The organism is Sphingobacterium sp. UBA6317, from assembly GCF_002440385.1.
In the GTDB taxonomy this organism is placed as follows: Bacteria; Bacteroidota; Bacteroidia; order Sphingobacteriales; family Sphingobacteriaceae; genus Sphingobacterium; species Sphingobacterium multivorum.
Genome location: NZ_DJTD01000005.1, coordinates 116,697 through 141,017 on the forward strand (window position 1 = coordinate 116,697; position 24,321 = coordinate 141,017).

31 protein-coding genes and 1 tRNA gene are annotated in these 24,321 nt (G+C 38.8%); 7 read left to right on the forward strand and 25 right to left on the reverse strand.

Annotation, left to right across the window (positions count from 1 at the left end; all coding sequences use genetic code 11):
- Positions 1–13: 13 nt before the first annotated feature.
- Positions 14–5,152 (reverse strand): phage tail tape measure protein, encoded by a 5,139-nt coding sequence (locus B3E92_RS01115; RefSeq protein ID WP_286894952.1) that lies wholly within the window; start codon positions 5,150–5,152, stop codon positions 14–16.
- A gap of 158 nt (positions 5,153–5,310) precedes the next feature.
- On the opposite strand from B3E92_RS01115, the gene B3E92_RS01120 reads away from it, so the two are divergent.
- The 5 genes from B3E92_RS01120 to B3E92_RS01140 all read left to right on the forward strand — a co-directional run bounded on the left by B3E92_RS01120 (position 5,311) and on the right by B3E92_RS01140 (position 7,701).
- Positions 5,311–5,583: a hypothetical protein gene (locus B3E92_RS01120; RefSeq protein WP_286894954.1), complete on the forward strand. Its 273-nt coding sequence runs from the start codon at positions 5,311–5,313 to the stop codon at positions 5,581–5,583.
- A 64-nt stretch (positions 5,584–5,647) separates the two neighbouring features.
- Positions 5,648–5,722 (forward strand) — tRNA-Ala (locus tag B3E92_RS01125).
- 233 nt (positions 5,723–5,955) lie between these two features.
- Positions 5,956–6,204, forward strand: coding sequence for a hypothetical protein (locus B3E92_RS01130; protein WP_286894956.1), 249 nt, complete (start codon positions 5,956–5,958; stop codon positions 6,202–6,204).
- A 319-nt stretch (positions 6,205–6,523) separates the two neighbouring features.
- Positions 6,524–6,703: a hypothetical protein gene (locus B3E92_RS01135; protein ID WP_286894957.1), complete on the forward strand. Its 180-nt coding sequence runs from the start codon at positions 6,524–6,526 to the stop codon at positions 6,701–6,703.
- Positions 6,700–7,701 carry an AAA family ATPase gene (locus tag B3E92_RS01140; protein WP_286894959.1) on the forward strand — a complete coding sequence of 334 codons (1,002 nt, stop codon included), beginning with the start codon at positions 6,700–6,702 and terminating at the stop codon, positions 7,699–7,701. The genes B3E92_RS01135 and B3E92_RS01140 overlap by 4 nt, the downstream gene beginning before the upstream one ends.
- Positions 7,702–7,753: 52 nt before the next feature.
- On the opposite strand, the gene B3E92_RS01145 is transcribed toward B3E92_RS01140, so the two are convergent.
- From B3E92_RS01145 to B3E92_RS01155, 3 genes are all read right to left on the reverse strand, one after another.
- Entirely contained in the window at positions 7,754–7,984 is a 231-nt protein-coding gene (locus tag B3E92_RS01145) for a hypothetical protein (protein ID WP_286894961.1), read from the reverse strand.
- A gap of 145 nt (positions 7,985–8,129) precedes the next feature.
- Positions 8,130–8,318: a hypothetical protein gene (locus tag B3E92_RS01150; protein ID WP_286894963.1), complete on the reverse strand. Its 189-nt coding sequence runs from the start codon at positions 8,316–8,318 to the stop codon at positions 8,130–8,132.
- On the reverse strand, positions 8,311–8,925 hold the full coding sequence (locus B3E92_RS01155) for a mobilome CxxCx(11)CxxC protein (protein ID WP_286894965.1): 615 nt from the start codon (positions 8,923–8,925) through the stop codon (positions 8,311–8,313). Before B3E92_RS01155 ends, B3E92_RS01150 begins: the two co-directional genes overlap by 8 nt.
- Before the next feature lie 101 nt (positions 8,926–9,026).
- On the opposite strand from B3E92_RS01155, the gene B3E92_RS01160 reads away from it, so the two are divergent.
- Positions 9,027–9,293, forward strand: a complete 267-nt coding sequence (locus B3E92_RS01160) for a hypothetical protein (protein ID WP_286894967.1) — start codon at positions 9,027–9,029, stop codon at positions 9,291–9,293.
- A gap of 368 nt (positions 9,294–9,661) precedes the next feature.
- Here the strand turns inward: B3E92_RS01160 and B3E92_RS01165 are convergent, their stop codons facing one another.
- From B3E92_RS01165 to B3E92_RS01225, 13 genes are all read right to left on the reverse strand, one after another.
- A complete protein-coding gene (locus B3E92_RS01165) occupies positions 9,662–10,036 on the reverse strand; it encodes a hypothetical protein (protein ID WP_286894969.1) in 375 nt (124 codons plus the stop codon).
- Between the two features lie 72 nt (positions 10,037–10,108).
- Positions 10,109–10,654 carry a hypothetical protein gene (locus B3E92_RS01170; protein ID WP_286894971.1) on the reverse strand — a complete coding sequence of 182 codons (546 nt, stop codon included), beginning with the start codon at positions 10,652–10,654 and terminating at the stop codon, positions 10,109–10,111.
- Position 10,655: 1 nt separating this feature from the next.
- On the reverse strand, positions 10,656–10,790 hold the full coding sequence (locus B3E92_RS01175; RefSeq protein ID WP_262885293.1) for a hypothetical protein: 135 nt from the start codon (positions 10,788–10,790) through the stop codon (positions 10,656–10,658).
- Between the two features lie 74 nt (positions 10,791–10,864).
- A complete protein-coding gene (locus B3E92_RS01180) occupies positions 10,865–11,365 on the reverse strand; it encodes a hypothetical protein (protein ID WP_286894973.1) in 501 nt (166 codons plus the stop codon).
- A gap of 67 nt (positions 11,366–11,432) precedes the next feature.
- Positions 11,433–11,981, reverse strand: a complete 549-nt coding sequence (locus B3E92_RS01185) for a hypothetical protein (RefSeq protein ID WP_286894974.1) — start codon at positions 11,979–11,981, stop codon at positions 11,433–11,435.
- Between the two features lie 39 nt (positions 11,982–12,020).
- Positions 12,021–12,461 carry a hypothetical protein gene (locus B3E92_RS01190; protein WP_286894976.1) on the reverse strand — a complete coding sequence of 147 codons (441 nt, stop codon included), beginning with the start codon at positions 12,459–12,461 and terminating at the stop codon, positions 12,021–12,023.
- Positions 12,461–12,901: a hypothetical protein gene (locus tag B3E92_RS01195; protein ID WP_286894978.1), complete on the reverse strand. Its 441-nt coding sequence runs from the start codon at positions 12,899–12,901 to the stop codon at positions 12,461–12,463. The genes B3E92_RS01190 and B3E92_RS01195 overlap by 1 nt, the downstream gene beginning before the upstream one ends.
- A 13-nt stretch (positions 12,902–12,914) precedes the next feature.
- Positions 12,915–13,202, reverse strand: coding sequence for a hypothetical protein (locus B3E92_RS01200; protein WP_286894979.1), 288 nt, complete (start codon positions 13,200–13,202; stop codon positions 12,915–12,917).
- Positions 13,196–13,525 (reverse strand): DUF6706 family protein, encoded by a 330-nt coding sequence (locus B3E92_RS01205; protein ID WP_286894980.1) that lies wholly within the window; start codon positions 13,523–13,525, stop codon positions 13,196–13,198. Before B3E92_RS01205 ends, B3E92_RS01200 begins: the two co-directional genes overlap by 7 nt.
- A gap of 13 nt (positions 13,526–13,538) precedes the next feature.
- Complete coding sequence (locus B3E92_RS01210) at positions 13,539–13,952, reverse strand: hypothetical protein (RefSeq protein WP_286894981.1); 414 nt, start codon at positions 13,950–13,952, stop codon at positions 13,539–13,541.
- On the reverse strand, positions 13,945–15,051 hold the full coding sequence (locus B3E92_RS01215) for a major capsid protein (protein ID WP_153846320.1): 1,107 nt from the start codon (positions 15,049–15,051) through the stop codon (positions 13,945–13,947). The genes B3E92_RS01210 and B3E92_RS01215 overlap by 8 nt, the downstream gene beginning before the upstream one ends.
- A gap of 19 nt (positions 15,052–15,070) precedes the next feature.
- Positions 15,071–15,442 (reverse strand): hypothetical protein, encoded by a 372-nt coding sequence (locus B3E92_RS01220; protein WP_286894982.1) that lies wholly within the window; start codon positions 15,440–15,442, stop codon positions 15,071–15,073.
- A gap of 8 nt (positions 15,443–15,450) precedes the next feature.
- The gene (locus B3E92_RS01225; protein ID WP_286894984.1) at positions 15,451–16,182 is read right to left on the reverse strand and encodes a hypothetical protein; all 732 of its coding nucleotides are present in this window, start codon (positions 16,180–16,182) and stop codon (positions 15,451–15,453) included.
- 175 nt (positions 16,183–16,357) lie between these two features.
- Here B3E92_RS01225 and B3E92_RS01230 point away from each other — a divergent pair, with 175 nt between their 5' ends.
- On the forward strand, positions 16,358–17,077 hold the full coding sequence (locus tag B3E92_RS01230; RefSeq protein WP_286894986.1) for a hypothetical protein: 720 nt from the start codon (positions 16,358–16,360) through the stop codon (positions 17,075–17,077).
- Here the strand turns inward: B3E92_RS01230 and B3E92_RS01235 are convergent.
- The 8 genes from B3E92_RS01235 to B3E92_RS01270 are packed head-to-tail and all read right to left on the reverse strand — an operon-like array spanning position 17,055 to position 24,271.
- Positions 17,055–17,465: a hypothetical protein gene (locus B3E92_RS01235; protein WP_286894988.1), complete on the reverse strand. Its 411-nt coding sequence runs from the start codon at positions 17,463–17,465 to the stop codon at positions 17,055–17,057. The two genes, B3E92_RS01230 and B3E92_RS01235, sit on opposite strands and share 23 nt — an antisense overlap.
- Positions 17,462–17,689: a hypothetical protein gene (locus B3E92_RS01240; RefSeq protein WP_286894990.1), complete on the reverse strand. Its 228-nt coding sequence runs from the start codon at positions 17,687–17,689 to the stop codon at positions 17,462–17,464. The genes B3E92_RS01235 and B3E92_RS01240 overlap by 4 nt, the downstream gene beginning before the upstream one ends.
- 2 nt (positions 17,690–17,691) lie before the next feature.
- A complete protein-coding gene (locus B3E92_RS01245) occupies positions 17,692–19,230 on the reverse strand; it encodes a phage portal protein (RefSeq protein WP_286894992.1) in 1,539 nt (512 codons plus the stop codon).
- A 23-nt stretch (positions 19,231–19,253) separates the two neighbouring features.
- The gene (locus tag B3E92_RS01250) at positions 19,254–20,765 is read right to left on the reverse strand and encodes a terminase large subunit domain-containing protein (protein ID WP_286894993.1); all 1,512 of its coding nucleotides are present in this window, start codon (positions 20,763–20,765) and stop codon (positions 19,254–19,256) included.
- Positions 20,766–21,518: a terminase small subunit gene (locus tag B3E92_RS01255; RefSeq protein WP_286894994.1), complete on the reverse strand. Its 753-nt coding sequence runs from the start codon at positions 21,516–21,518 to the stop codon at positions 20,766–20,768.
- The gene (locus B3E92_RS01260; protein WP_286894995.1) at positions 21,515–21,889 is read right to left on the reverse strand and encodes a hypothetical protein; all 375 of its coding nucleotides are present in this window, start codon (positions 21,887–21,889) and stop codon (positions 21,515–21,517) included. Before B3E92_RS01260 ends, B3E92_RS01255 begins: the two co-directional genes overlap by 4 nt.
- A gap of 55 nt (positions 21,890–21,944) precedes the next feature.
- Entirely contained in the window at positions 21,945–23,414 is a 1,470-nt protein-coding gene (gene dnaB, locus B3E92_RS01265) for a replicative DNA helicase (RefSeq protein ID WP_286894996.1), read from the reverse strand.
- Positions 23,411–24,271 carry a hypothetical protein gene (locus B3E92_RS01270; protein ID WP_286894997.1) on the reverse strand — a complete coding sequence of 287 codons (861 nt, stop codon included), beginning with the start codon at positions 24,269–24,271 and terminating at the stop codon, positions 23,411–23,413. The genes dnaB and B3E92_RS01270 overlap by 4 nt, the downstream gene beginning before the upstream one ends.
- Between the last annotated feature and the right edge of the window lie 50 nt (positions 24,272–24,321).

Sequence of the window (24,321 nt, forward strand, 5' to 3'; positions counted from 1 at the left end):
ACTTCTCTAACCATTAATAACGCCCTCCTAAATTCTTATTGATTGACTTCAGTTCTCCTACAGCATTCTTCAGTTCACTTACTGTATTAAAAGTGTTTGTTTGAATAGCATTGAGAGCGGCCAATTGGTCAGTCGCGATGATCACTTGTTTAGACAAGGTCAATCCTTGGGACTTACTCTCATCAAACATTCTTTTGTTTAGTTCAAATGTTGAACGATATAATCCGGTCAGTTCGCTTGCAGTGGCTTCTGTAAGTTCTCTTTGAATTGAACTTTTTAAACCGGAACCGCCTATATCTCCATCATATCCGATAAGATCCATCATAGCTTGATACCTCTTATTGCCAGCTTCGGCCAACGCCTTGTATTCGGCTTTAAGAGTATCGGACTCAGTTTTTGTTAGATCTCCATCATCCATGGCCTTTAGCACATTGTCGTACCAGGACTGCATGCTTTCAGTCATTTTTCCATCTTGTACTAGTCTGAGCACAGCTTTTTGCATATGCTTGTAAAAAGAATCAGAAATGTCACCAAACGTTAAATCAGCTTGTGAGAAGAGGTTTCCAAACTCATCTTTGATATCATCAAGGGAAATTCCGGTGAGTGCTTCTTGTAGGGCAGTTTTTAATTCATTTGCCTGCTCTTTAGCGTCAATCATACTTTGACCAAACTTTTTAACTTCTTCTGGAAGTCTTGCCCACAATGTAGGCTGCTTCAATAACAATTGTTGCCACTCTTCACTAGACATATTCAGGAGCTTTTGCCGACTGAGAACATCTCCCAACTCTTTATCATACTTATACCAGTTCGAACGTTTAAATAGGGAAGCACCTTGGGAAAACCAAGCTTCAAGGCTTTTTCTATTAGCAATTGTTTTTGAATTTACAAGTTCAAGAGCTTCATTATAAGCATCCATCGCGCTTTTACCTGACTTAACCGAAAACAATTCTTTTTGCTTCTCAATTAGGATATCGAAAGTCTCAGAAAGTGCTTCATAGTACTCTTGCTCTTTTTTTAAAGCTTCATTACGTTTTTTAGAACCCCCATCTATTATGGAAAATAATGATTGTACAACTATTAAAGCTGCTTGAATAATTGCCAAAATAACCGAAGCCCTTTCTGCTTGTTTTATTGCTGCGGACACGGCTACTGCAGCCACAGAAAGAGCCGTCAAAGATGATAATGCTGTTGCACCAACTTCGCCTATAGCATCCTTAAGAACGGATGCAGAATTGACAGCAGATGATACAAATTCAAAGCTATTTTGAGTAGCCTTTGCTAAACTGAGCCAAGCATCCTTAGTTTTTTCAGCCGCTTCTTTTGAATCATCACCAGCATTTGCCATTATTTGCTTAATGGCAGCGGCAAATGCTGAGAATGGATTTCTTTCAATAAGTTCGTCTTGCGCTGCCCTCAGATCCTTTTTTATTCTAGCCAAATCTACTGGATCAAGTTTTCCTTTGAGTTTATCGAAATCTTTTTCAATAATTTCAAGAAGCTTTCCGATCTCCTGCGATCCGATTTGGTCCATATTAGAAAACAAAGTCTCCCATTGAATACTACCTGTCAACTCAGACGTTGCTGTTTTAGAAACATCTAAATCTCGTTTCTTGGTAAGCTTTTCCTCTCTCTCAGGAGTAAGCTCATTGGCATCTCGCAATGCCTTAAGGTCTTCCAGGTAATCCTTCTCAATAGCAAGAAGTTTATCATTTAGAGATCTGGCAGACTGCAAAGCATTTAAAAGCTTTCTATTTTCCCGATCTCGATCTTCTTTGTCGAGTGAATCGAGTAGCAGGCGAAGAGCCTTTGCTCTTTCTTCCTGAGCTTGAGTAAGCTTTACAGCGGATCCTTGAAATTCACCAGATGCACTATTCTTTTCCAGAGTAATCAAGTCCATATACTCCTTCTGCAATCGCTCCTTGTAACCTTTGAACGAAGCTAATTGCCCAGCATAGCGCTTATCTGCTTCCTCCTTTGAAGTTTGTTCAGCATAGGCGTTATATTCATCAAGCAATTGCTTTTGAACAGCCAAGGACTCCGTTAAGCTTTTTGTATCCTGACGAGTTGTCGCTTCGGCTACCTCAAAATTTTCAGAACGTTGCAATCCACTTTCATCGACACGTAGTCCTTTATTTTTTGGATCAGCATAGAACTTCCGGACCTCTTCTTTTATTTTTGCATACTTATCCTTGACAGAAGCTAATTCCGATTCATTTCGACTAATTTGATTCCTGGATGCGGTCTCATTTATCTTATCAATCTCAAGCTGGAGAGATCGTTGGCGCTCCGTTGCTCTACGTGTTTCTTCAGCCGCTTTACCTGCTGATTTTACTGCAGACTCATCTTTACTAAGAGAATATTTATCAACGTTCTTTTGAGCGTCCGCAAGCTTCTTAGAAAGTGAATTCCAGATATCTGAACCTTTTTGCGAAACTTCCAACGCATCTATTGCTTCCTGGGTGTCTGAAACGATCTTTTCCCAATACTCTTTGTTTTTCTTAACAACTTCCTCTTGTTTATTTGAATTAGTCGAAGTGGAAGAGTTAGCAGGGTCAAATTGCCTCATAAAAGCATTATCTTGTGGACTCAACGTCCCTCCAAGATCCCGTTGTTGCTGCAAATTGTTCTTAATTTTGTCCGTAAGAACTGCTATTTTTTGGGTCCGGTCCTGAATCCCTTGTAAACGTTTTTCATCGCTAAGGCCAATTCGTGCCAAACGAGAAATAAATGAAGTTCCTTTGTCGTTATTTAAACTATTATTTTGGACAGAAGTAATCTGATCTCTTTGACGTTTCAGTTCTTCCAGTTCGACGCTCAATGCTTTACGAGTAGATATATTCATATCCTTGACAAGCTGCTTCTGAGCATCATTAAATTGCGTGATCTTCCTCTTATTTATATCAATAGCTTGACCGTACTTATCAAACTCAGTTACTGCAGAAGGAATAAGCTCAGCGACTCTTTTGATAATTTCCCGAAGCTCATTGTGCTCATCTTTATTTAATGTTGTCTTCGATTTAAGTTCGTCATATCTACTCAACAAAGGTCTAACTGATTTCTCCGTGCTTGAAGTTTGGCTTTCTAATTTGCGATAACTGTCTAATAGCTTATCAGATTCAGCAACATTTCCAGACATGGCATCAATAGTGTCAGCTACGAAGCTTATAACAGCAACACTTGCTTTACCAATACTTCCTTGACCATTTTCTATTCCAAGAACGAAGTTATTCCATGCGATGGCAATACGCTCAGACTGGTTGATCAATTTTTCAGATGCAGTACCAAATTCAGCATCCATTGATCCAGTAGCGTCTTTTACTTGATCCATTGCATCAGCTAATGTGGCGTATCCCTTCGAAGCCAATGATCCGATTACGTCACGATCTCGTTGAGCAGTGATGCCAACAGCTTCAAGACTCTTATTAAAATCGGATGCGGTTGTACTTGTACGATTCAAACCGCCAATGAAATCCATTAGAACTCCGGAAGCATCCTCCCTAAACCGATTGCTTAATTCAGTTTGACTGCCACCAACTAATCTTAGAACCTCATCTACTCCTTTTCCGCTCCGAATGGCCTTCTCTAATGTACCTAACGTTCTACCTAATGTTGATCCAACTAATTCTGCTTCTACACCTACTGATTTCGTCGCTGTAGCATAAGCAAGAATTTCTTGACGACCGAGCTTATAGATGCCAGTAGACTGAGCAATGCGCGTTGCATTGGCTAGAATTTCTGATTCTGTCGCAGGGAAATTGTTTCCTAGCTGAACGATCTCATCGCCAAATGCTTTTATGTTTCCAACACCCCCATCGACCAACTGAAGAAGACGAGCGATTTGAGAAGCTCCTTCTTCACCAGAGATATCGGATGCGGTCTCCAGTTTTGCCAACGCTTCACTAAATGCTAAGATATTTTGAGATCCTTTAACCCCTAATTGGCCGGCAACGGACGCATACTCCAGGAGTTGATCTGTAGAAACAGTTTTAAGAGAACGGGAAAGCCCGATTATCTCATCGGAAAATGACTGAAGAGCGGTTCCAGAGAGTCCCGTTGTTTTACTTACGTTTAAAAGCCCATCATTGAAATCAATAACGGTTTGCTTATTCTTGGAGAATAGCATAAATAGTGATGTCAAAACAACTACAGCGATACCAACAGGAGAAATAAGGAATTTACCTATAGAAGTACCGATGTTTACTAAAGAGGCACCAAATGCTTTTAAACCACCTGCTTGGGAAAGATCCTCTAAAGAGGTGCCAAACATAGAGAGCTTTTGATTGATATTTGCTATTGCCGGACTAAGATTCTCCAAAGCATCCTGGTAATTACCGACATTTCGGAAATGAATGCCTAACTGAGCATCGATTTTCTTGATTCCAGCATCAAGGATATTTGTCTGCTCTACAAGCTCTTCCGATCTTTTGCGAAGCATTTCATAACCAAGGCTTGTTTTATGTCCAGCTTGTTCCAAACGAAACATTTCTGCCAGAACATCACGTGCTTCTTTGCGAACTTTACCTAGCGCCGTATTGAGTTTGTAATACTCGCTATTTTCCTTCTCAAGCTGTTTGCGTCTCTTCTCTGCGGCTTTGGCAGCCTTCTCAGCTTCACGTTCAGCATCTTTTCTAGCTCTCTCAGCGTCACGAAGAACTTTCTCAGCAGCCCGTTCCTCAGCATTAACTTTACGTCTGATTTCGGCCTGCTCTTTAAGTTCCTTGTTGTACGCCTGGAGTTCAATTTGCCCCTGCTTGTATTGAATGTTTAGCTCCTTTTCAGTTTGGGTGAGACCCTCGGTAGCAGCTTTCTTTTCAGCCAAAACAGTCTTTGCGTCTTGTTCAAGTTGCTTTAGGATATTTAAGTCGGAAATTTCTTTTGATCTTTCTTCACGAAGCCTACGAATCGATTCAATATTTTCAAGCTGGGCAGCCTTCAAGTTTTTTTGCTCCTCGCTCAATTGACGCACAGCGGTAGATGACTTTTTCGCTGCGTCAGCCATTCCTTTGATTGGATCAGCAGAAGTTCCTGAGATCTTTTTAATCAAGTTTTTTCCAAATTGATCAGACATCTCAGCCTGGAGCTTTGCTAAACCAGCAAGCTTTTTCCGCAATTCTGAATCATCTCCGGTGAACTTAAACTTTACCTCTGCCATACAACTTCAAAGGTACTTTTAGCTCATTTCTAAATAAATTACATCGTAATGCAAATCAACTATTTGCAAAATATTTTATTATCCATTTGGATATGTCGATATATGTTTATATTTTTGAATTCAATAAGTTCATTGTTTTATTTAAAACCATTCAAGAAATGAAGAGATTTATTGCAATTGCATTAGTCGGAATGTTTTCTCTTTTAATGGTTGGCACTGTGTATGCTTCATTTGATAGTAAGCAGTCCATTGAGCTAAAGAAAGGTTCAGATAGTCAGCAAATGGTGGCTATCCTTGACGGTGTAACACCTTCAGTTGAACCTCAATACGGCAAAATGGTCACTGTATTATCAGAAGACGAAACACTATCGGGATATCAGACAGATATCACACCGAATGCCAACGGACCGCCTACAATCAGAATGTTATAGGTGAATAGAAAAAAGAGGAAATAGAAAATCCAGTTTTACGGAACTGGATTTTTTAAAAAAAATGGGGGAATTAGCTCAGCCTGGCTAGAGCACCTGCCTTGCACGCAGGGGGTCAACGGTTCGAATCCGTTATTCTCCACAACCATTGGGTGGTATGCATACTTGTTGGTAGAAGCATATCGTCGGAGGAACCATCAGTATTATCTGCTTGAAGGATATGGCAGCCTGGAAAGACAGGCTTTGTTTAGCACTTTTCATAATTTAGGTTTATAATTGGTTAGCCGTGGGGTTGTCTCCCAAACACCTCACGGTTTTTTTTAATCAGTGGTGCCGAGGTTGTGGAAATTGAATGAATATTATTAAATCAATCATATGGAAAACGAAAAAAAAGCACAGGAGCTTATTGATAGAGCCAAGCGGATATGGGATAAGGAAAAGGCAGCCCAGGAACGCAAGAAGCTTAAAAAATCGAATATCGCAGCGATATTGATCCTTATTGTTGTTATTGCATATTACATAGAATACGGACTATTTGCCATTCCTGCGACGATTGGCCTTGTGGGACTTTTTATAGTATACCCTATGGTGAGAGTATTGGAAAAATCGGACGAGGAGTTATGACACTATTTGAAAATACCTGCAAGAGCCTAAAGTCCTGTAAGTTTACTGGCTGTGATATTTTAAGATTTATTGATCTAACTATTCAATATTCGATTGCAGTTAGAGAAACTATTGAATACAGTGTTAGATTACTCCATGAAGTTAGTATAAGGTTATCGTACGATCATGTTAAGGCCGAATTTGCATGTTTTCAATTTGATATGATAGCAAAGGAAGCTCCGCCGATATTGCCATTCCCAGAACCATTAAAAGAAAAGAAACCTAAATACATTCGTCAACAACATAAACTTGCTCAAAGGCATTATAGGAGGAAATAAATATGAAAATAGAAGATACCGTACGTTTCCAAGCAAAGAAGCTTCATGTAGCATTTTATCGCCTTGTGGATGGTTTAGGTTTCCGAAAAAACAGATATTTTGGTGGTATTATCGTTCGATTGGCATTTGCTATTTGGATGGCGTACTTAATTAAGGTTTGTTTAATTATATTTGAATTATGACGCAGCAAGATTATTTAAAGGATATAATTCGTTTTGGACTAGAAAACCAAAAAGATAAGCTTGTAGAAGCTATTAACAAATTTATCGACCATAATAAAAATACTAGAAAAATCAATTTTGCTCTTCAATTGCAGGCCGTATTGAAAGAAAGCCAGCGAAGTGAGGCTAATTTTAAAGTGAGCAACCATAAGATTAAGGCAGATGATGATTTGGTTCTGGAAAGACTTAATTCTGACTACCGACTTTCTAATATTATTCTTGACGACCATTCTCTAGATAAATTAAAGTTTCTAATCAATGAACACAAGCAAATTGATTTGCTTTCTAAGTTCAATCTCCCAATATCGAATAAAATATTGCTGTATGGTCCTTCCGGATGCGGCAAGACCTTAGCATCTTATGTAATTGCAGGTGAATTAAAGAAACCAATGATTGTTGTTAATCTTGGGTCTATTGTTTCATCGAAGCTAGGAGAGACAAGCAAAAATATTTCAAGTATATTCTCTAAAGCTGCCCAGGAGGATTGCATTATTTTTATTGATGAATTCGATTCTATTGGGAAATTACGTGATTATAGTCAAGATCACGGTGAAATGAAACGTGTGGTAAACTCTATAATCCAATTATTTGATTATCTGCCACAACGCAGCACGGTCATTTGTGCAACCAATCAAAAGGAGATTTTAGACGGAGCTATTGTCCGTAGGTTTGATTATGTAATTCCTTTTCAGTTGCCAAATGAATATCAAATAAAGTATCTGATTGATCTTGTGTTGAAGGACGATCAATTCGTTTTTGATGATGTAGTCGATTTAGATACTCTTATCAAAGAAGCAAATGGACTACCTTATTCAAATATTCAGAAAACTTTGATCACAACGTTGAAGCAAAGCATAATTGAATGTCCTCCAGCAGACGGTCATAAAGCAATTATAAATTCTGATAGATGGCAGGTATTGCTTAGACTTGAAAAGTACCATTTAGGAGTGTTCAAATAGTAAACGAAAAATGCCAATTTCTATTAATTGGCATTTTTCATATCTATTATATTTACAAGTTGAAAGTAAAATACGAACTATCATCACCGCAATCATGAAATTCCATATTATCTAATTTCATAAAAAGTTCTCCATCCCAGAAATGTGAAAAAGAGTATTGAGAACCAAATTTTTGAAACAATTCGTTAAGCTCTCCCACTGTAATCTTTTCAAGCTTTTCCGTTTCTAGCACCTTGCGAATACTTAATAATACCGAAAATTGATCTGAGTCTTTGAATATCATATCTAATATTTTTTAATTAACATTACAAAATTACGAAAGATAAAATTCTCAAAATCAAAAACTTTATATGTAGAATTGTGATATAGGCAAAGTTGAGTTGGCTTTACAAATCCCCCAGCATCGTGTGATGTTTGGGGGATTTTTTTTACTTGCCACAAGTAGGGCATGCTCCTGAAAAAAGCGGACCTAAACTCTTTTCTAATTTTTCACTGTAAGTCCTTTGTTCATAAAGAGACCCTCTTTCCAATTTCTCTAATTCTTCTCTAAATGAACTTTTCTGAGAAGGTGTTAGCTTTAAATACGCAAAAAGTAAAGCTTTTACTTTGTCATCCATGATATATAATTTTTGATATTAATGTTTTTTTAAATTGTCCACACACTGGGCATTCAGTCGACTCCATAGAAACGGGAACTTCATGACAAGCTGCGCATTGTCTTTGAAAATCTCTAAGCGCCCACCTCATACCAATACGTTTTTCACGCTCAGTAATTAAATATTTAACATCTTGCTGGCTACGGTAGTTGTAATGAGAATTAAGGTTATCAAATTCTTTTATTAAGTTTAGTATATCTTCTTCATTTTCTGGTTCAATCTTAGCCAATGACCTGAATTTTTCAGAAAGCATATCGTAGTTAGCAACTGCTTCCAATGAATACGATGACATATCCTCCCACTTATTTACCAAAGCAAATGCAGATATGGTTATTTGGAAGATAGATAATGGGACGGAAACCCAAATTAAGCTTTTCAATAAATTAGAATCGGTACCGTATCCAGTTGCGGCAGTTCCGATTATCAATGGGACTAATATTCCTAGAAGGGTTAGTACGCGTAACCATTTTGCATAAAATCTAGCTCTTCTGCTAAAAATGTAACTATATCCAAAAGTCTGCATTGCGTTATTCCAACATTGAATTTTTATTTCGTCTGATTTAGTCATATTATTAGTTAACAAGTGGCTTTACAATAATAAGCAAAATAATTAATTGTAGTAAGCTACTTAGCAAATTTTCCTTAAGTTTGTTATTAAACGAATATTTTATGAAAACCATTGAACACATTGAATTATTATCGGATAGATTAGAACCAGTTTTAGGTTATCTAGTTGCTAGACTTTCCCCATATGATCTAAAGCTTATCAATAGTTTAAATGATGACAAAGGAAATTTAATTGTATCAGTAAACAAAGAAGAATTAGACAGAGCGATAAACTTTGCCGGTGAAGCATATAAAGATTATTTATTAAAGATTTTAAAAGAAGCCTGGGAAATAGAGAATGAATATCTGGTTGAATTGATTACCGATTAGTTTTCATTCAATCTTTTCATACTACAAAACATTTTCTGATTTAATTAGAGTTCACTTTTTTCACTAGGGTACCTGTCGCCTCGTATTTTTGTATCTATGAACATAATTAGAGAAATCGATCATTATCTCCTGCACAGGTGGGAATGGTCCAAGAATGAGTGTGAGGAAAAATTCTGGTTAGATTGCAATCGTGAGTTTTTATTTACTCTTCGAAAAATGAGAAAAAAAAATGTGTATTATGAAAAGTCACCTATTTGGAACTCATTTTTTGAATTGATCAAGACATTTAATTTTTAAAAATAAAAGCCCTCCTTCAGGGCTTTTATTTTTTTATAGTAAGTTTTACTTACTATAAAACTTTAGTTTAATTACTTAACGCGAGTGTAAGTCAATTCTCCCATTATAAGTTTATCTCCGTTTAAAGAAATTGATATTACATCTATATCTCCTTTTTTCTTATTGGAAGCTGGTGAAGCCTCAATAAATACAGTTGTCAATTTATTACCTTCGACGAAGTATGAATAAGTCTGTACACTAGTTGTTTTACCATTTGATTTGACCGTTAAGACTAACGATTTGTCGGATCCGAATACTGCAGTCATTTGCTCAATAGCATCTGCTGTTGACCACGTTCCAACTACATTTGTATTATTTTGGACCTCACTATCCTTTGATTTAGAACAACTAACAAATCCACTAAGAGTTGAACATGCTAAAAAAGCAATTAACAAATACTTTTTCATAAAGAATTTAAATTTAAGCTTAAAATCAAATATAAATAAAAACTTTAAAGAACAAAGAAGCAACATTTTACATTAAACATAACCAAACTTATCTAATATTATCCAAACAGATAATAAAATTAAATTTCTCAAAAGCTTTAATGCCTCGTAATTCTTGATGTGAGAAGGAACCACTGTCAGAACTTTCCACCCGAGTGATTGAGCAAGATTGGATTTGTCATAGTCTCGCATTATACCTTTTCCCGAACTATGGCCGCTATTTCCTTTGGCCCACACGCCACCATTTACTTCGATCCCGATTTTAAGCTCTGGAATTGCATAATCAAAACGATAAAGACGATCTATTGAAAAAAAGAATTCCGGCCAAAGGTCCAGTGACAATTCTGTTTTGACCAAATTGATGAAAGGGTCATTGTATTTTTCCTTGTTTTTAATATTCCTAGAATCGTCAATCCAACCGGTGCGGACAATTTTGGATCTTGTTTTCTTTTTGGATCGCGATGCCATTGCCTCCTTGGAACCTGGAGGGAAGTAAACATCTCCTACCCTAACAAAACCACGTTCAGAAATATCTTTAACAATGGACTTTCCTTGTCCGGATCTACCCCACTTTACCATACTAAACTCCTAATCCTTGATCCAGCCTCTTCCCGATGTCGAAGAGAGAAATATTGTCATTTGTTCCTACAGTAGGACTATTCGATCCTGCAGATGATCCCGATTTATCGACCTCAGGGCCTACTGCATTGTACATGATGAGATTTCTCCAAGTAACACCCCATTTAATATCATGCTCAGTGCCGCCATAGTATTTCCATGTATTCGAGATTAGGTCGTAGGCTGTTCCTCTCCCAGGATAGTTTTCTCCAGTTCTTTCAGATCGATTAGGGATCCCGATATAGCGAAAAAAGTTTGCACGTCTAACCTCCGGTAGACTTCGTTTACAGCTGCGTGTAATTCAGATGGGGTGAAATGATAATTTAACGCTTCAATAAGCCATTTCGGAGGCTCTGTTGGTTTATTATTCAATCCCACAGCTAAGAACTCTATGAACAAAGGAATGTTATTCTCAATCATCTTGTATATTTCCACATCGGAAATCTCTTTCACGCCTTGCAATCGGCTGATAATACCTAATATGCGGACAACCGTACCGGGATAAAGCTCCGAAACATAAATTTTCTTTGAATAGAAACGAGGAATGATAAACAGAAATGAAAGCAATTTGGTGTACCATGACTTATATTGCTTTTTTAGTCGTACTTTTTTGATAAGCACTTTTTGGTCCGAAAGGGATTGGACCATATCTTGTTTTACTGAATTATTCATTTTGGGTTAGGATTAATAAAGCCCTACTAACCGCCTAACCTCCGGCTTTCAGGCTTATACTTTTAAATTACCCTTCTGGAAGGGCTGGTGCTGCATCAACGAATTTGTATCCCCAAGGAGAAACAGCATTTCCTGTTGCATCTACTGGAGTAGTTACATCTGCGTTGTAGCTCAATGCCAAGAAACCATTTTTAGTGATCGCATTTACAAAGCCTGCAGATCCTGCTAACGCCGGGGCGGTAAAAACCATCTTTTTACCTTCGAAAGGCTTCGATGTTAAACGAACTGCTAAATAGTAAATCTGCTCACTATCCGCAGGAGCTTTGAATTCTGTAGCGTCAGTTGTTACCTCCCCTTTGAATAAAAGGTTTGCTGCATCTATTTTTAATTCCAAAGAATTAAATGCGATAGTTGCTGGATCCGTTTCTCCTGGAAGAACCCAGCGGACACCTGCCTTGTCTTCGACACGAACACGGGTTTTATTTAATGGTGGAATAGTGAGGTTCACGCTCCCCATTTCAATATCTCGAACGGTAACCCAACCAGTTGTTGGCATTGCGCCGTTTGCTGCCATCACTGCCAGTTCAAGACTTTCGACACCTGTTACTGCTGCCATATTATTTTGATTTGTGGCCAAAGGCCGTTAATTATTCAATTATTTGTCTCTACGTAAATAGAAATATCTGATCACGATATTGTAGAACCAGTTTTTGCCATCCGGAATAACCTCGCCGGTAGTTTCAACTTCAGTGAAAAAATCATGTCCTCGGAAACCGTCCAAAACCTCAATGAGAAACTTTCCGATGTACTCCATTCTCGCAATATCCGGCTGCCCATTGTCAACAGTATTAGGAATACCGGCAGGAATAGCAGGTAAATTTGGAATATGGAGATTGACATTGATAATGTTCTCAGTAATTTGGGTTGCGGATGGTACAATACAATTGATCACGATATCTTCCTTCTTGGAATTCAGAACACGCAACATTAATCGGATGTCGCCTGTAAGTCCAGTATTACCTGAGACGTCCGCAAGCTCTAAAGCTTCCTTAACATCCTCCATCGACCCGATCGCAGTTTTGATTGCCTTATCCATTATCCAATAGTTCCAATTTCATCAAAAGCTTCTTTTAAAACTGAATCAAGGTTTGTCGATGCACTAAGCAACACATCATAGCCTCTACCCTGCACCCAGCTCGCATACTCCATTCCTGACATTAGGACCACTCCCCAGCCACTCGATTCCCTTAGCTCAGCAAGAGCAAGAGAAAGCCCTTCTTTTAATCCTGTAGCCTTGTCAGTACCTTTTGCACTTTCCCTAAAATCACGATGGACGACTTTGCCGTCATGGTAAATAATAAATCCAGTGGAGCTGTTAAGATTTCCAGTGTGATCCTCATAAGGCTTAGTTTCCATCTTTTTCCTTACTTTTTCTACTCCGACACTCAGGACTTTCGTAAGGTGTTTCAGAGTCTCAGCATCTATCTCCTTCTGTATCTCTTGCGCCAAAACATTCATATCAGTTACAATCTGCAATCCTATCTTCATCCTAAATCCTCCCGAAGCAATGTAACTGCCCAATATGAAACTCCATTAATTCCTGCTGGCTTACGAACTGATATCCTGAGCGATCAAAAGCATCAATCAATGTTGCGGTTGGTATAGGCGCTGTCCCTTCAGGGAATGCTATATCATACTGAAACAAGATCTTGTTACCATCCTGACCAATAAAATATCGGCCGCCATAGCTAGGCTTAAAACGGCATTTGACCTCAATGGCAATTCCACCAAGATCATTGTATTTCAACGTATCGGGATATTGTTCAAAATCTACCATAGGTCCGAAGTACTTTCAATTACAGGTTCATTATCTAGTTCATTGGGAACATCCCAACGTTTAAGCAGAATGGAGCGAAGCTTTAACCAATCATCGACATCGCTCTGAGTAACTTGAAAATCAAGTTCCTTGATTGACTTGCGGCTCGTACAAATCCAAAAAAGAAGCCCTGCAAGAGCTAAATCCATCTTCTTACTATTTTCCTCGGTAGTAGGATCAAAATCGTGTTCAGGATCTAATCCTGCTTTTATCAATTGAGTTGATAATACTCCGTCCGGGACCTTTTGACCGAACTCAAACTGCAGGGCTTCTTTGTTATTCATGATCAGATATTATCTATGATTTTTTTACTAAACCTCGATCGATTAGGTTTGCCAAACGTTCCTCATCGAAATGAGAAACATCAGCACCACGATCATAGACCTCGCCGTCATCTTTCTTCGTATTGCCACGGAAAGGATCGATAACTACGAATTTTGGCTCCGATTTCTCAGCTTTACCCTTACCCTTCTTAGCAAGATCTTCTTTGAGCTTCTTAATTTCGCCTTCCAAAGCGGTGATCTTTTCATCCTTCTTAGTAGAGTCGGATTTTAAATCGCTATTCTCTTTTTGAAGATCTTCGATCAGTTTAGCATTTTGGTTGTCCGACGGTTGCTCTCCGCCTTGAGTTCCACCTACTTTAGGAGAAGCGGCTGGAGCATTTGCCCCAGCACCCTCAACTTTAGTTCCTTCAGCCGACATATTATCCACCTGGTAAAATAGTTTTTAGAATGAAAATTGATTTTGCATTGTTCAATACTGGCGTACAGTAAGCGGTTCCTTTTGTCACCACAGTGATAGGATCTTCAATACCCCAGGTTTTTATCAATACAATACCCGATTTCGTTTTTGTCGCAACACCTGCTTCTACATACTCATCAGCAGAAGTCGTATGTTGTGTATTTCCAAGCTGCTCAGTAACCGAGAATGTTACGTTTCCTGGAGCCCAACCCGTGACAACAGTTTGTGTCCCATTTTTAGACTCTTGAACCATCTCTGATTTCCAGATTTTAAAGATTGGCAAACCTTTAGAACGCAAGGCTCTATTGATTTCCTCCAATCCAGGCTCTTGCTGTAATCCCAAAGCATTTGCAACATAAGTCGCTGTGAACTTTTGAATACCAGCATTCTGAGCAACTAAATCAACGGTTGATTCCTCACACCAAGCAAACTGAGGGACAGGCAAATTAGCCAACTTAGCCATTGCCTTAACCTTCCTAAGGTCACCGACAATATCTGCTGTAGGATCAGTCCAGTTTTTCGTAGCGTTAACAAAGTTGGTTGAAGGGATACCGAAATCAACATCGGTAGTCGTTTGGATACCCTGTTCATTGTTAACTTGAGTAAGACTGTATTTACCCGTTGATGCAATTTGTTTCGCTAACCACTCATTACGAGCTTCAACCAGATTAACAGCAAAAACTTGATCTTCATAATGCCAGTCTAATACACGTTTCGCGGCTTCTCGTCTCGTAGGCCCTGCCGGCAAACGACGTACTGCATCTTCGAGTTCACGCAACGTATTAAAATCTGTTTCGACTTTGTCTCTCGCGCCTTCAATCTTTGGCATATCACCACTAATTGTTGTTGGGAGATTACGTCCGAAACGCGGTGATGCACTATTGAAGTCAACGACAGCACCCATTACCTTAGCGCCGAATTGAGCTTCAATAGCCGACCATTTTAACGTTGGCTGGTACTGAAGAGGAAATGCCGTCTGGTATTGAAGAGTGTCAAAAGGAAACGTTGAAATGTATGCTTGTGCATCCGCTTTCCTAAATTCAGGCACCAATTCTTGTACATTTATCATTTGATAGATTATACTTTAATTAAACAAAAGTGATTCTTGGAAGAGCTTCTGCAAGATCAGCGGCAATTGCTTGCAATTCTGCTGATAGTGCTTTAATTCTTACTGTACCACTGATTACTACTCCATTTGCCAGGGTATTACCATCAGAAACCTCTGATGCCCTATGCGTAAAACCCACCGGTTTGATAGGTCCATCGACTGCAGTCAATACTTTTCCAATACCAGTAGATGCATCCCGACCAACCAAAGAGCCTTCTGGAACATATCCATCAGGGTAATCTGCTTTAGCTACATCGAGGGTCATTCCACCAGGAAGAGTATCAATGACGTTTTCGAAAACGACCTTATTGAAACCTTGGGTACCTGATCTTTTTACTCCTTGTAATCCCATTTAAAAGATTATTGTGCGCCAACTTTTGCCTTAGCTTCTGCCTCGCGCTGGTTAATAATTTCTTTCATTGCAGGAGACACTTCGTCATCCTTCAATTTACCACCTCTGCCACTTAAAGACGGAGCATCCGCACCTAAACCAGCATCTGAAGCCGCCTGAATTTCATCAGCAACATCTTGTTCGATATTCGCTAAATAGTTGTTGAAGTCCTCGTCGCTTTCTAATTTCAAAATATCGAAATCACGAAGAGTACGGGTTTTAAAACGTTCTGGGGCTTTGTCTAATTTGGCTTCAAGTTGTTGGCGTCTAGTTTGGGCAACTGTGCCTTTCTGAATTGAGGAAATAGTGTTTGTAAGGGTTTCAATAACCTTATTTTGGTTTTCAACGTAAGTATTGAACCATGAAGGTGCTTGATCACCTGTTTTCTCAGCAGCCTTAGCAGCTTCTTCCGCTGCGGCCTTATCTTCTGCTTCCTTTTTCGCCTTGGCTGCTTTTTCTGCATCTTCTTCCTCCCCTGCTTTGCTTTCAGCATTGCGTTTAGCATCGTCCAGGGAGGCCATTTCCTTGAAACTAAAAATCTGGTCTAGTTTGTCTATCTCACCGTCGATATCGTCTTCGTTAGTTACGATTGCATCTAACTTGTCCGCTAGTCCGTTGATTCTGACATTTGAAAGGTTGGCGGCACCCACAGCGGTTGCCTTAGCTTTCAATTTTGCGATAATCTTTGATTTAAGTGACATAATTTTGTGATTGTGAGTCAAGTCCGAGTAGCTATTTCGTGCCTGCCTCGTTTAAAACTTATAATCACAAAATTATATTAAGTTATCCATTTGGATAATATTCAAAATAATGCAAAACTTCTATTTGCATACTTTTATTTTTCAGTTTATTTTTGTTTCAAAGCCAAATCTTAACATGAGAAAAGTACTAGAAGATATTCAGCATTTTGATTCGACAAATGAACATTTAATGGATTTACAGAATCAGTTTAATCAATTAAAAATCAAACACCAAATTTTACAAGATTCCATAACCATTCTTAATAAATCTATAGAAAGAGCTGGAATAAAAACAGAATTTTATACCGATCAATTGAATTTTCAAATCTTTTGGTTCAGCTTATTTATTGCGGCAGCAGGCTTTATTTCTTGGGGCTTTTTAAGGAAGAATATAGAATCTCAAATATCTGATAAGATTGATAAAAGTATATCAGATAATAATATGATATTAGATGATAAACTTGAAAAACTTTCTGAGAGATATCTAAATGAACTTATTGAATCAGAAAACGGCATATTTGATTATCAAAACATATATTTAGACAATATTATATGGCTGTTTAACAGAAACATAGAGGGGTATAAAAACAGAAAGAATTGGAAAGAATTATTGATAAATTATAACAAAAAAATCAATTTGATATACAAATTAGATGAAGAGCTAAAATTTAAATTTGATGTTACTACAAGTTTAATTGATATAAAAAACATCTTAACAAAGATAATACCGACAAACTTTGATGGCTTGCCAGTCTTAAAATTAACTATTGACATGATTATCGAAAATACTGATTATGATGAAAATAGAACTATTGCGAACGAGATAATGGATATTATATCCACACCTGCAACATAGATGTAACCTTCATTCCATACCATTTTAGAAAATAGCTTCCATTCATTTTAGACACTTCATTTTGGTCATTTATATGGAAGCTATTTCCATGAATATCATAAACCATACCTTGGTGATAAAGAAACAAGTACCAGACTCCCTTTTTATGATTTGTGCATCGCATAATACACGGATAAGGAGTTTGCGGATCGAATTTTATAAACTTCGGATTGGTATTGAATCCAAGTTTATTAAACACATGGACATATGTCTGCCCGGACCAACTTAATCTTTTCACTTCCTTCACCACCTTATCTGATTCCTCAAAATCTAGTCCTGTCAAAGAAGAAATGACGGATTGATTATACAACCCGTCACCATAGAATACAACTTCAATTTCGTATATCATTTGATAACCTTTAATTTGGTTGCTCGTTTAGGAAATGAAACTTTGGATATGCTAACTGTGATTGATTCATCTTCGTATGTCACTGTATCAAATGGAGCTAAAGTAAAAACCTCATTATCAAAGTTAATAGCCAACAACATCATCTCAACATCCTTATCTCGATCATGAAATATTAAAATCATATAAGGTCTAAATGACCTCTTTACCATTTCCTCTCTAGTCATAATTATTCGTTTGGAAATTCTTCTAGCGGATTAATCGCAGTATCAGCCTTTTCTTCCTCTTCAATCTGCTTAAGCTCTTCCTCTGCATTTTTGGTAAAAGGCGAATAACCGACAGCTGACTTCCGGGAAAGAACTATTTTACCACCTGCAGCTTTTTGGAGTAAAGCAATAGTCTCAGCATCATCATTGATGCGGTATATAGGAATATCATAAGTGATCGACAATGATTGCTCAGCCTTGACAAGTGAAGTATCAATAGCAGCCGCAAATGCTTTATTCAAATTGATATCGCGCTGAGTACATTGACCATATTCACCATCAATCTCATCTTGAGCCGCCAAATGTGGATCCATAAATACACGATCATACGCAACACCCGACTGAGCCCCGATCCCTTTCAGATCTTCCATTGCCATTTGCGGCGTTTGGGTACATGTAAAGATGAATTTAACCAGCGTATCAATTTCAAGCTTTACAGCTTCGGTTGCTTGTTCCCAGGTTACATACTTAGCATCACCGTTATCGCCTGTAATTTGGAGGCTCTTACCTTGCTCCCCTTTTTCAAGAACCTTCGCTCCAACTTTTCCCAGCATTACAAAGACTGGAGATGCATGATAATCGTTAGTGTCACCGAAATTGGAAAGAAGCGTTTCAAGACGAGATATTGACTTTTGAACATCTGCCCAGGGCGGTTCCGGTTTTGAATAATAGACAACAGGAATCTTCTTGTATGAATGAGCAATAGTTTCTTCCAAGATCCACCCGGCATCATTATCGGCTTGTTCCCCAGTCCGTGCTTGGCGGAATTTGAGAATGAAAGTGTCTGAATAAATATCAAGGCGTTTATCCTTTTGCTTAGCTTTTTGAGCCAGCTCGGTAGTATCAGTAATGCCTGAAAGTTCGGCTAATCCTATTGCGGACTCATAAGCGACGCCAAAATAGACCATGTTTCCAAGATCATCAAATACAGGAAGCAGATTATAACCAAGTTGCGGAGAAAGGATCTTACACCGCATTCTGAAGTTGCCTTTAGCGCCGATGGCTTTCCAATATTCAGGATCAACAGGTTCAGAATACCAAAGCTTTGCTACCTGCAATTCACTGAGCAGTCGACGCGCCACCTCTTTTTCTAAAAATTGAAGTTTATTATCCTCGCGAATCTTTTGGACCATAGCCAATAAACGCTTTTCTTGATCATCGACTGGGTTTGCTTCTAGCTGCATCTTTCCAACATTCATGAAGGACACCCGGCGCTTTACAATCAACTTTTGCAAGGGAATTCCGATGCGTTTGACTTCGATACGTTCAGTTTTATATTGTGGTTGTCCGTTTCTTATAATAGGATTCCCATCACCATCCTTGACAACACGCTTAACCCTTTTCTTAGGACGAATATTTTCATCGAATATCTCATGTTGAGTAACATCGTACTCCGCCGCTGCTCTGTCATAAACTGGAGCTAAACTTGTACCAATAGCATCCACCAAAGCTGGAAGAACAGCAGGTTGAATTGATACGGTTGTGCTTTTTTCTTTTGCCATTTTAGTATTGTTAATGGTTAGTTTTAAAATAAATCGAACACTTCATCATTGGTCTCCTCTTCAACTGATACTAGATCGAAGTATTTTCTCATCAATATCAAATCGCGCCAATCCGGTGATCGTCCGATCTCCTTCTTAACTTCTTTTTTAGGAAGTATTCTAAGCTTGTTCTCATCATCAGATTTATAAGTTTTCAACCAGGAGAATTCTTCTTGAATTTCTTGCTGCTCAGACTCCGATTCAATGCATTTAAGTAAGATCTGATGGCCGGCAATATCATCAGCTAGGAGATACGCACATTGAGTTTGAAGATTTTGGTAATTCTCTTTTTGCGGAAGATCATCGCAGCTATCCCCGTAAAACCTGTTTTCATTTTCTTTAGCTTCATCAGTGATAATAGCAGAAGCATTATTCACAAAGCCGAGTATGCCGCATACATCCACGGTTCCGCCACCAACACCGTCCTCATCCGCGATACAATGATGAGCCGGAACACTCCATTTAGCCCGCATAGCGTTGATACATGCCTGGATATCCAAAGTTGATGACATCTCGAAGGAATGACATTCCATTAAAATCCAACCCCACCAAACACCGATACGGGCTTTATCAGAACCGAATCGGGCAATATCCGCGGTGATGTACCATTTCGGTTTTTCAACCATAGAATTGTACTGTGTCCAGATATGGGTATTGGTAAACATCGCAATGATATCATCGTATTTGCACATTGCATTTGGATCATCATCATATTCCCAATTACCATGTAATAAACGTTCTTTCTTTGCTTTGTCTTTGGTCCTCTTCAGCCTTTCTACATATCCTTTATCAATGTGAGGATTGTCCTGAACAAAGGCTGCCAAGTACTTCATTATCGGCGGTAAGGTTCCCTTTTTATTTGGAAGATAGAATGTTTTGTACATCCAGTTCTTCTTAGGGTTACAAGTGATGAAAAGCTTACCAATTAAATTGTATCTTTCGTTGTACTGCCGTCCGATACGAGTTTTAAGTACATCATAGGCACCAAAATCAATTTCTCCACCCTCTTCAATCCACCCACCTGTATATTCAGTTGAACCAAAACGTTCATAAACAGGATCTCGAGGAAGAAATTTCAATTCTAAAAGGTCAATACGGCTACCGTTCTTGAATTGAATAAAGTTCTTTTGACCGTTGTATTTAAAATCAACACCATTTCGGAGGCCATAGGCCATGGCAACTTTAAAGAAGGTGATCAAGGTAGATTCAGTGATACGCTTAAGCTCTTCACGACCGATAAACCAACGAGTTCCAGGATAATTCCAACATTGGAACATCAACCAGCAGCATCCAGTCCAAGACTTAGCACCACCAGCGGCGCCACCATAAAGAAATTCTTCAGTTTCGTTATCCGTTAGGATTCTTAGCGCCTCTTCCTGCTTTTCGTGTTTGCCTTTCGGAGTTTCGACTATAAAGTCAAATATCCCTCGTTTGAAGGATATTCCTTGAAGCTGTCTAACATCAAGATTGGACAATATAGCATCGACTTCATTCATCTATTGGGACTTCCTAGCATTCATTAATTCACGTATCGTATCGTCACTCAGAGAATCCGGATCGATCTTATTCTTATCGTCCACAACAAGCGTTTCCGAATACATACCATTGACTCTAGCAAGTTTGTCAAGCATACCATCAACAGCGTACATTTCGACTTTAGGACCAAACTCCTTCCACTCAAATGATTTAATCCTACCTCCCTCTTTATCCTTAGCAAGCTTCACTAGATCAATCTCTACTGATTCATAGCTTTCAACTTCACTATCATCGAATGTTGCGGTAGGATCCAATTCCAAATCAATCTCTGCGCGAAGAATAGAATCTTCCAAAGGGAGAATATTTTGCTCGATATACTTGTCACGTAAATCATCGGTTAGCCCTTTACGGTCAAGGTACATGGCGTGTCGTTTGATATCAAGCTTCTTTCGTTGGATCAGCAAATGAAGTGACTTTGGAACAAGCTTCGTTCTCTCACGCTGAACGATCTTCATGTAATCGTTGATGTTCGAGCCAGCGATGTCCTTCATCATCTTCATCACCTGGTCCGAATCCATCCGCGATTCTTTTAGACGCGCATCAATGAGGGTCGAAATTTCAGGTTTCTTCAAGTTCTCATTACCAATCGAATAGGCCGTCTTCTCACTGTACCCTGCTTGTATAGCAGCTCTTGTAGCATTGAAGTGGATTAGATAATTATCTACAAATAACTGTTGCTTAGGCGTTAACCTATTTTTACTTTCCTCACTCATTCAGACCTCCCTTCGACAACTTGGTCAACTATATGTTTAAACACTTTGTCTACCTCATACAGTTCACGGGCAACTTTAATCCGGTAAGATGATTGCTGATGACGTTTCAAACAAAGCTTTTCTTGAATAATCTGGGCAACTCCATACTCGGACTTTTCCGAAAGTAGAATTGCTTTAGGGGAAAACAAGAGAAGAATTGCTGCAGTGAAAACAAGTTCAGAATTGGCTTTCTTGGTTGATGGTTGGATATCTTGGAAGATTTGATCGACGACTGATAGATCAAGTGACCGGGGCTCTAACGCCTTTCGGTACCCCTCAAAATCAATCTCAGGATTATTCTTCATAACCAATTTCAAAACCATCTTATCCATGCAAACAAAACTATAAACTTATTTTTATTTATCCAAATGTATAAGTTTTGAAAAATCAAAAAGGCCCGTCATCGGGTAACATCGGACTATCCCAATTTGCGAACTTTGACATATCGTTGCTTGGAAGCGGATCTGGTTTATCGACAAAAGAGAAATCGGTAATCATTCCACTAGGCTGAAAATCGTCTTCAAGCTCTTTGAAATTAGTTGTCCGGCCGACAAAACCCATTTCGCAAGTGGTAACCGATCCATTACGATTCTTGGCGATAATGAATTCAGCAATACCGGCAGTAGATCTTCCTTCCTCATCTTCCGTGATTCCGTAGTATTCTGGACGGTACAAGAAGCCAACTATATCCGCGTCTTGCTCAATCGATCCTGATTCCCGTAAATCTGAAAGCATAGGGCGTTTGCTGTTCCCCGGTCGTGATTCTACTGCGCGGCTAAGCTGTGAAAGAGCTAAAACTGGAATATTCAATTCTTTTGCAAGAATCTTGAGGCCGCGGGATATCGTGCTGATTTCATCCAACCGAGATTTCCCGGGAACAGAGATAAGTTGCAAATAATCGATCACAATCATTTCAACTCCATACAACCGCTTCATCCTCTTCGCTTTGGCAGATAACTCGACCAAGGTTAACCCTGGGGTATCATCCCAATGAATTGGCAAAGATTTCAGCTGCTCCTTTCTCGAATGAAGCTTATGCCACTCATGGTCTGCAAGATTTAACTTTTTGATTTTAGTCAAATCAATTTCCGTCTCAAAGGATATCATCCGTTCTAGCAATTGGCTTTTCGACATCTCCAAAGAAAATATTGCCACCGGTTTCCCCGACTTTGCTGCGTTTACTGCTTGCTTCAGGACGAAAGCCGTTTTTCCCATGGCCGGCCTAGCAGCGATAATTATCAAATCTGAACATTGCCAGCCGCCAGTAGCCTCATTGATATTCTGAAAACCGGTATTTACCCCGGTCACATCTTGAATTCCCAAATCAGCTTTTCGCATCATCTCGGAGAATAATTCTTCCAGAGCATCGGCCTGCTTTACCTCTTTTTTTGTCGTGACATGATTAACCAAATCGTCCCTCTTGGTCTCATAGCTCGAAAGGATATCAAAAATATCATTCGTTTCATCATAGCACTTGTCAATCGTATCATGAGAAACTTTGATAAGTTCGCGCTGCATGAATTTTTGTGCAATAATTCGCGAGTGATATTCCATGTTTACCGAAGAGACAACGCGATCCGTAAGCCCTGTAAGAAAATAAATACCTCCTACTCTTTCGAAATTACCATCCTTGCGAAGTTTAGCCATTAGCGTCATCAAATCCAATGGATTTCCCGAAACAGAAATTTCCTGACATGCTTTGAAAATGATCTGATGCGATTCCCGATAGAACATTTCAGGTCTCAGAATATCTGCAATGAACATGAAAGCATTTGTTTCACTGATGCATGCCCCCAAAATCGCTTCTTCCAAGTCCACTGCTTGCGGTGGTAATTTTCCCTCAATTTTGCTTTTCATTTCAATCCGTGTTTCTGTTTTTGATAATCAGTGAACTTCGTCGTATCCCTCCATCCGTTGTTTAGCCATATCCATTTCCCCGAATTATCCGGAGGATTAGAAGAGTCAGCCAACGCCGCTGTTGAATGGACTAAATGCGATCCTGTTCCCGTGTTTGGATACTTCTTCGCATACCAGGAGAAGAAATGCTTTTTGAATTCAGATCGGTCCGTATGGAACTTATCAATTGCTTTTTGGAAAGTAAAGAATTCCTCAATTCGAGTCTTGACATCTTTTGGATCTGGAACCTTTGCAACTGCTCCGATATCCATCAAAGAATTTTCATCATTGATGATCGAATCTTTTACCTCTTCCATCGAATCAAAACCTTTTTTAAAAACTTTCAGAGACCCAGAAGCAGCTGAAGAATCTTCTTTTTCTTCTTCTATTTCCTTTTCTCTTTCTCTTTCTCTTTCTCTTTCTCTTTCTCTTTGCCTTTGTGTTTGGGTTTCTTTTGGGTTTTCCGAAACGTTAACCTCTGGGTTGATTTTGGGTTTTGTTTCGGTTTTAGGTCTACCCCCTTTTGAACCATTCGCTCGGTTTTTATTTGCTAAATCAATACGCTTAGCACAGCTCGGAATAGTCCAAAAATCGCCTTTCTTCTTGCCTTTAATATCAAGTATTCGTTGAACAGTTTCGACGTCAGAATTAGTATATTTAGCGAGCATATCGACGTTGTATCGAATTGCATTATCACTCATATATGCTAAGTCAATAAGGTCACGATATACGCCACGTTCCGCCGAAGTCATAAACATAACGTCCGGATCAGAAATAAAATCTTTTGGATACCAAGTATATCCCAATTTGCCACTCATAACACTTTCCTCCTATTTAGCTTTTCCATATCACTTCTTATTCTTCCGAT

Coding starts and splice junctions, on each gene's coding strand:
- B3E92_RS01135 (WP_286894957.1), top strand. CDS start 6,524: ATGAAAATAGAAGATACCGTACGTTTCCAAGCAAAGAAGCTTCATGTA.
- B3E92_RS01185 (WP_286894974.1), bottom strand. CDS start 11,981: ATGGCAGCAGTAACAGGTGTCGAAAGTCTTGAACTGGCAGTGATGGCA.
- B3E92_RS01240 (WP_286894990.1), bottom strand. CDS start 17,689: ATGACTAGAGAGGAAATGGTAAAGAGGTCATTTAGACCTTATATGATT.
- B3E92_RS01270 (WP_286894997.1), bottom strand. CDS start 24,271: ATGAGTGGCAAATTGGGATATACTTGGTATCCAAAAGATTTTATTTCT.
- B3E92_RS01145 (WP_286894961.1), bottom strand. CDS start 7,984: ATGATATTCAAAGACTCAGATCAATTTTCGGTATTATTAAGTATTCGC.
- B3E92_RS01260 (WP_286894995.1), bottom strand. CDS start 21,889: ATGGATAAGATGGTTTTGAAATTGGTTATGAAGAATAATCCTGAGATT.
- B3E92_RS01150 (WP_286894963.1), bottom strand. CDS start 8,318: ATGGATGACAAAGTAAAAGCTTTACTTTTTGCGTATTTAAAGCTAACA.
- B3E92_RS01225 (WP_286894984.1), bottom strand. CDS start 16,182: ATGTCACTTAAATCAAAGATTATCGCAAAATTGAAAGCTAAGGCAACC.
- B3E92_RS01215 (WP_153846320.1), bottom strand. CDS start 15,051: ATGATAAATGTACAAGAATTGGTGCCTGAATTTAGGAAAGCGGATGCA.
- B3E92_RS01190 (WP_286894976.1), bottom strand. CDS start 12,461: ATGGATAAGGCAATCAAAACTGCGATCGGGTCGATGGAGGATGTTAAG.
- B3E92_RS01205 (WP_286894980.1), bottom strand. CDS start 13,525: ATGAATAACAAAGAAGCCCTGCAGTTTGAGTTCGGTCAAAAGGTCCCG.
- B3E92_RS01140 (WP_286894959.1), top strand. CDS start 6,700: ATGACGCAGCAAGATTATTTAAAGGATATAATTCGTTTTGGACTAGAA.
- B3E92_RS01115 (WP_286894952.1), bottom strand. CDS start 5,152: ATGGCAGAGGTAAAGTTTAAGTTCACCGGAGATGATTCAGAATTGCGG.
- B3E92_RS01160 (WP_286894967.1), top strand. CDS start 9,027: ATGAAAACCATTGAACACATTGAATTATTATCGGATAGATTAGAACCA.
- B3E92_RS01200 (WP_286894979.1), bottom strand. CDS start 13,202: ATGGTAGATTTTGAACAATATCCCGATACGTTGAAATACAATGATCTT.
- B3E92_RS01180 (WP_286894973.1), bottom strand. CDS start 11,365: ATGAATAATTCAGTAAAACAAGATATGGTCCAATCCCTTTCGGACCAA.
- B3E92_RS01170 (WP_286894971.1), bottom strand. CDS start 10,654: ATGGTAAAGTGGGGTAGATCCGGACAAGGAAAGTCCATTGTTAAAGAT.
- B3E92_RS01120 (WP_286894954.1), top strand. CDS start 5,311: ATGAAGAGATTTATTGCAATTGCATTAGTCGGAATGTTTTCTCTTTTA.
- B3E92_RS01245 (WP_286894992.1), bottom strand. CDS start 19,230: ATGGCAAAAGAAAAAAGCACAACCGTATCAATTCAACCTGCTGTTCTT.
- B3E92_RS01255 (WP_286894994.1), bottom strand. CDS start 21,518: ATGAGTGAGGAAAGTAAAAATAGGTTAACGCCTAAGCAACAGTTATTT.
- B3E92_RS01250 (WP_286894993.1), bottom strand. CDS start 20,765: ATGAATGAAGTCGATGCTATATTGTCCAATCTTGATGTTAGACAGCTT.
- B3E92_RS01220 (WP_286894982.1), bottom strand. CDS start 15,442: ATGGGATTACAAGGAGTAAAAAGATCAGGTACCCAAGGTTTCAATAAG.
- B3E92_RS01155 (WP_286894965.1), bottom strand. CDS start 8,925: ATGACTAAATCAGACGAAATAAAAATTCAATGTTGGAATAACGCAATG.
- B3E92_RS01130 (WP_286894956.1), top strand. CDS start 5,956: ATGGAAAACGAAAAAAAAGCACAGGAGCTTATTGATAGAGCCAAGCGG.
- B3E92_RS01165 (WP_286894969.1), bottom strand. CDS start 10,036: ATGAAAAAGTATTTGTTAATTGCTTTTTTAGCATGTTCAACTCTTAGT.
- B3E92_RS01230 (WP_286894986.1), top strand. CDS start 16,358: ATGAGAAAAGTACTAGAAGATATTCAGCATTTTGATTCGACAAATGAA.
- dnaB (WP_286894996.1), bottom strand. CDS start 23,414: ATGAAAAGCAAAATTGAGGGAAAATTACCACCGCAAGCAGTGGACTTG.
- B3E92_RS01235 (WP_286894988.1), bottom strand. CDS start 17,465: ATGATATACGAAATTGAAGTTGTATTCTATGGTGACGGGTTGTATAAT.
- B3E92_RS01175 (WP_262885293.1), bottom strand. CDS start 10,790: ATGTACAATGCAGTAGGCCCTGAGGTCGATAAATCGGGATCATCTGCA.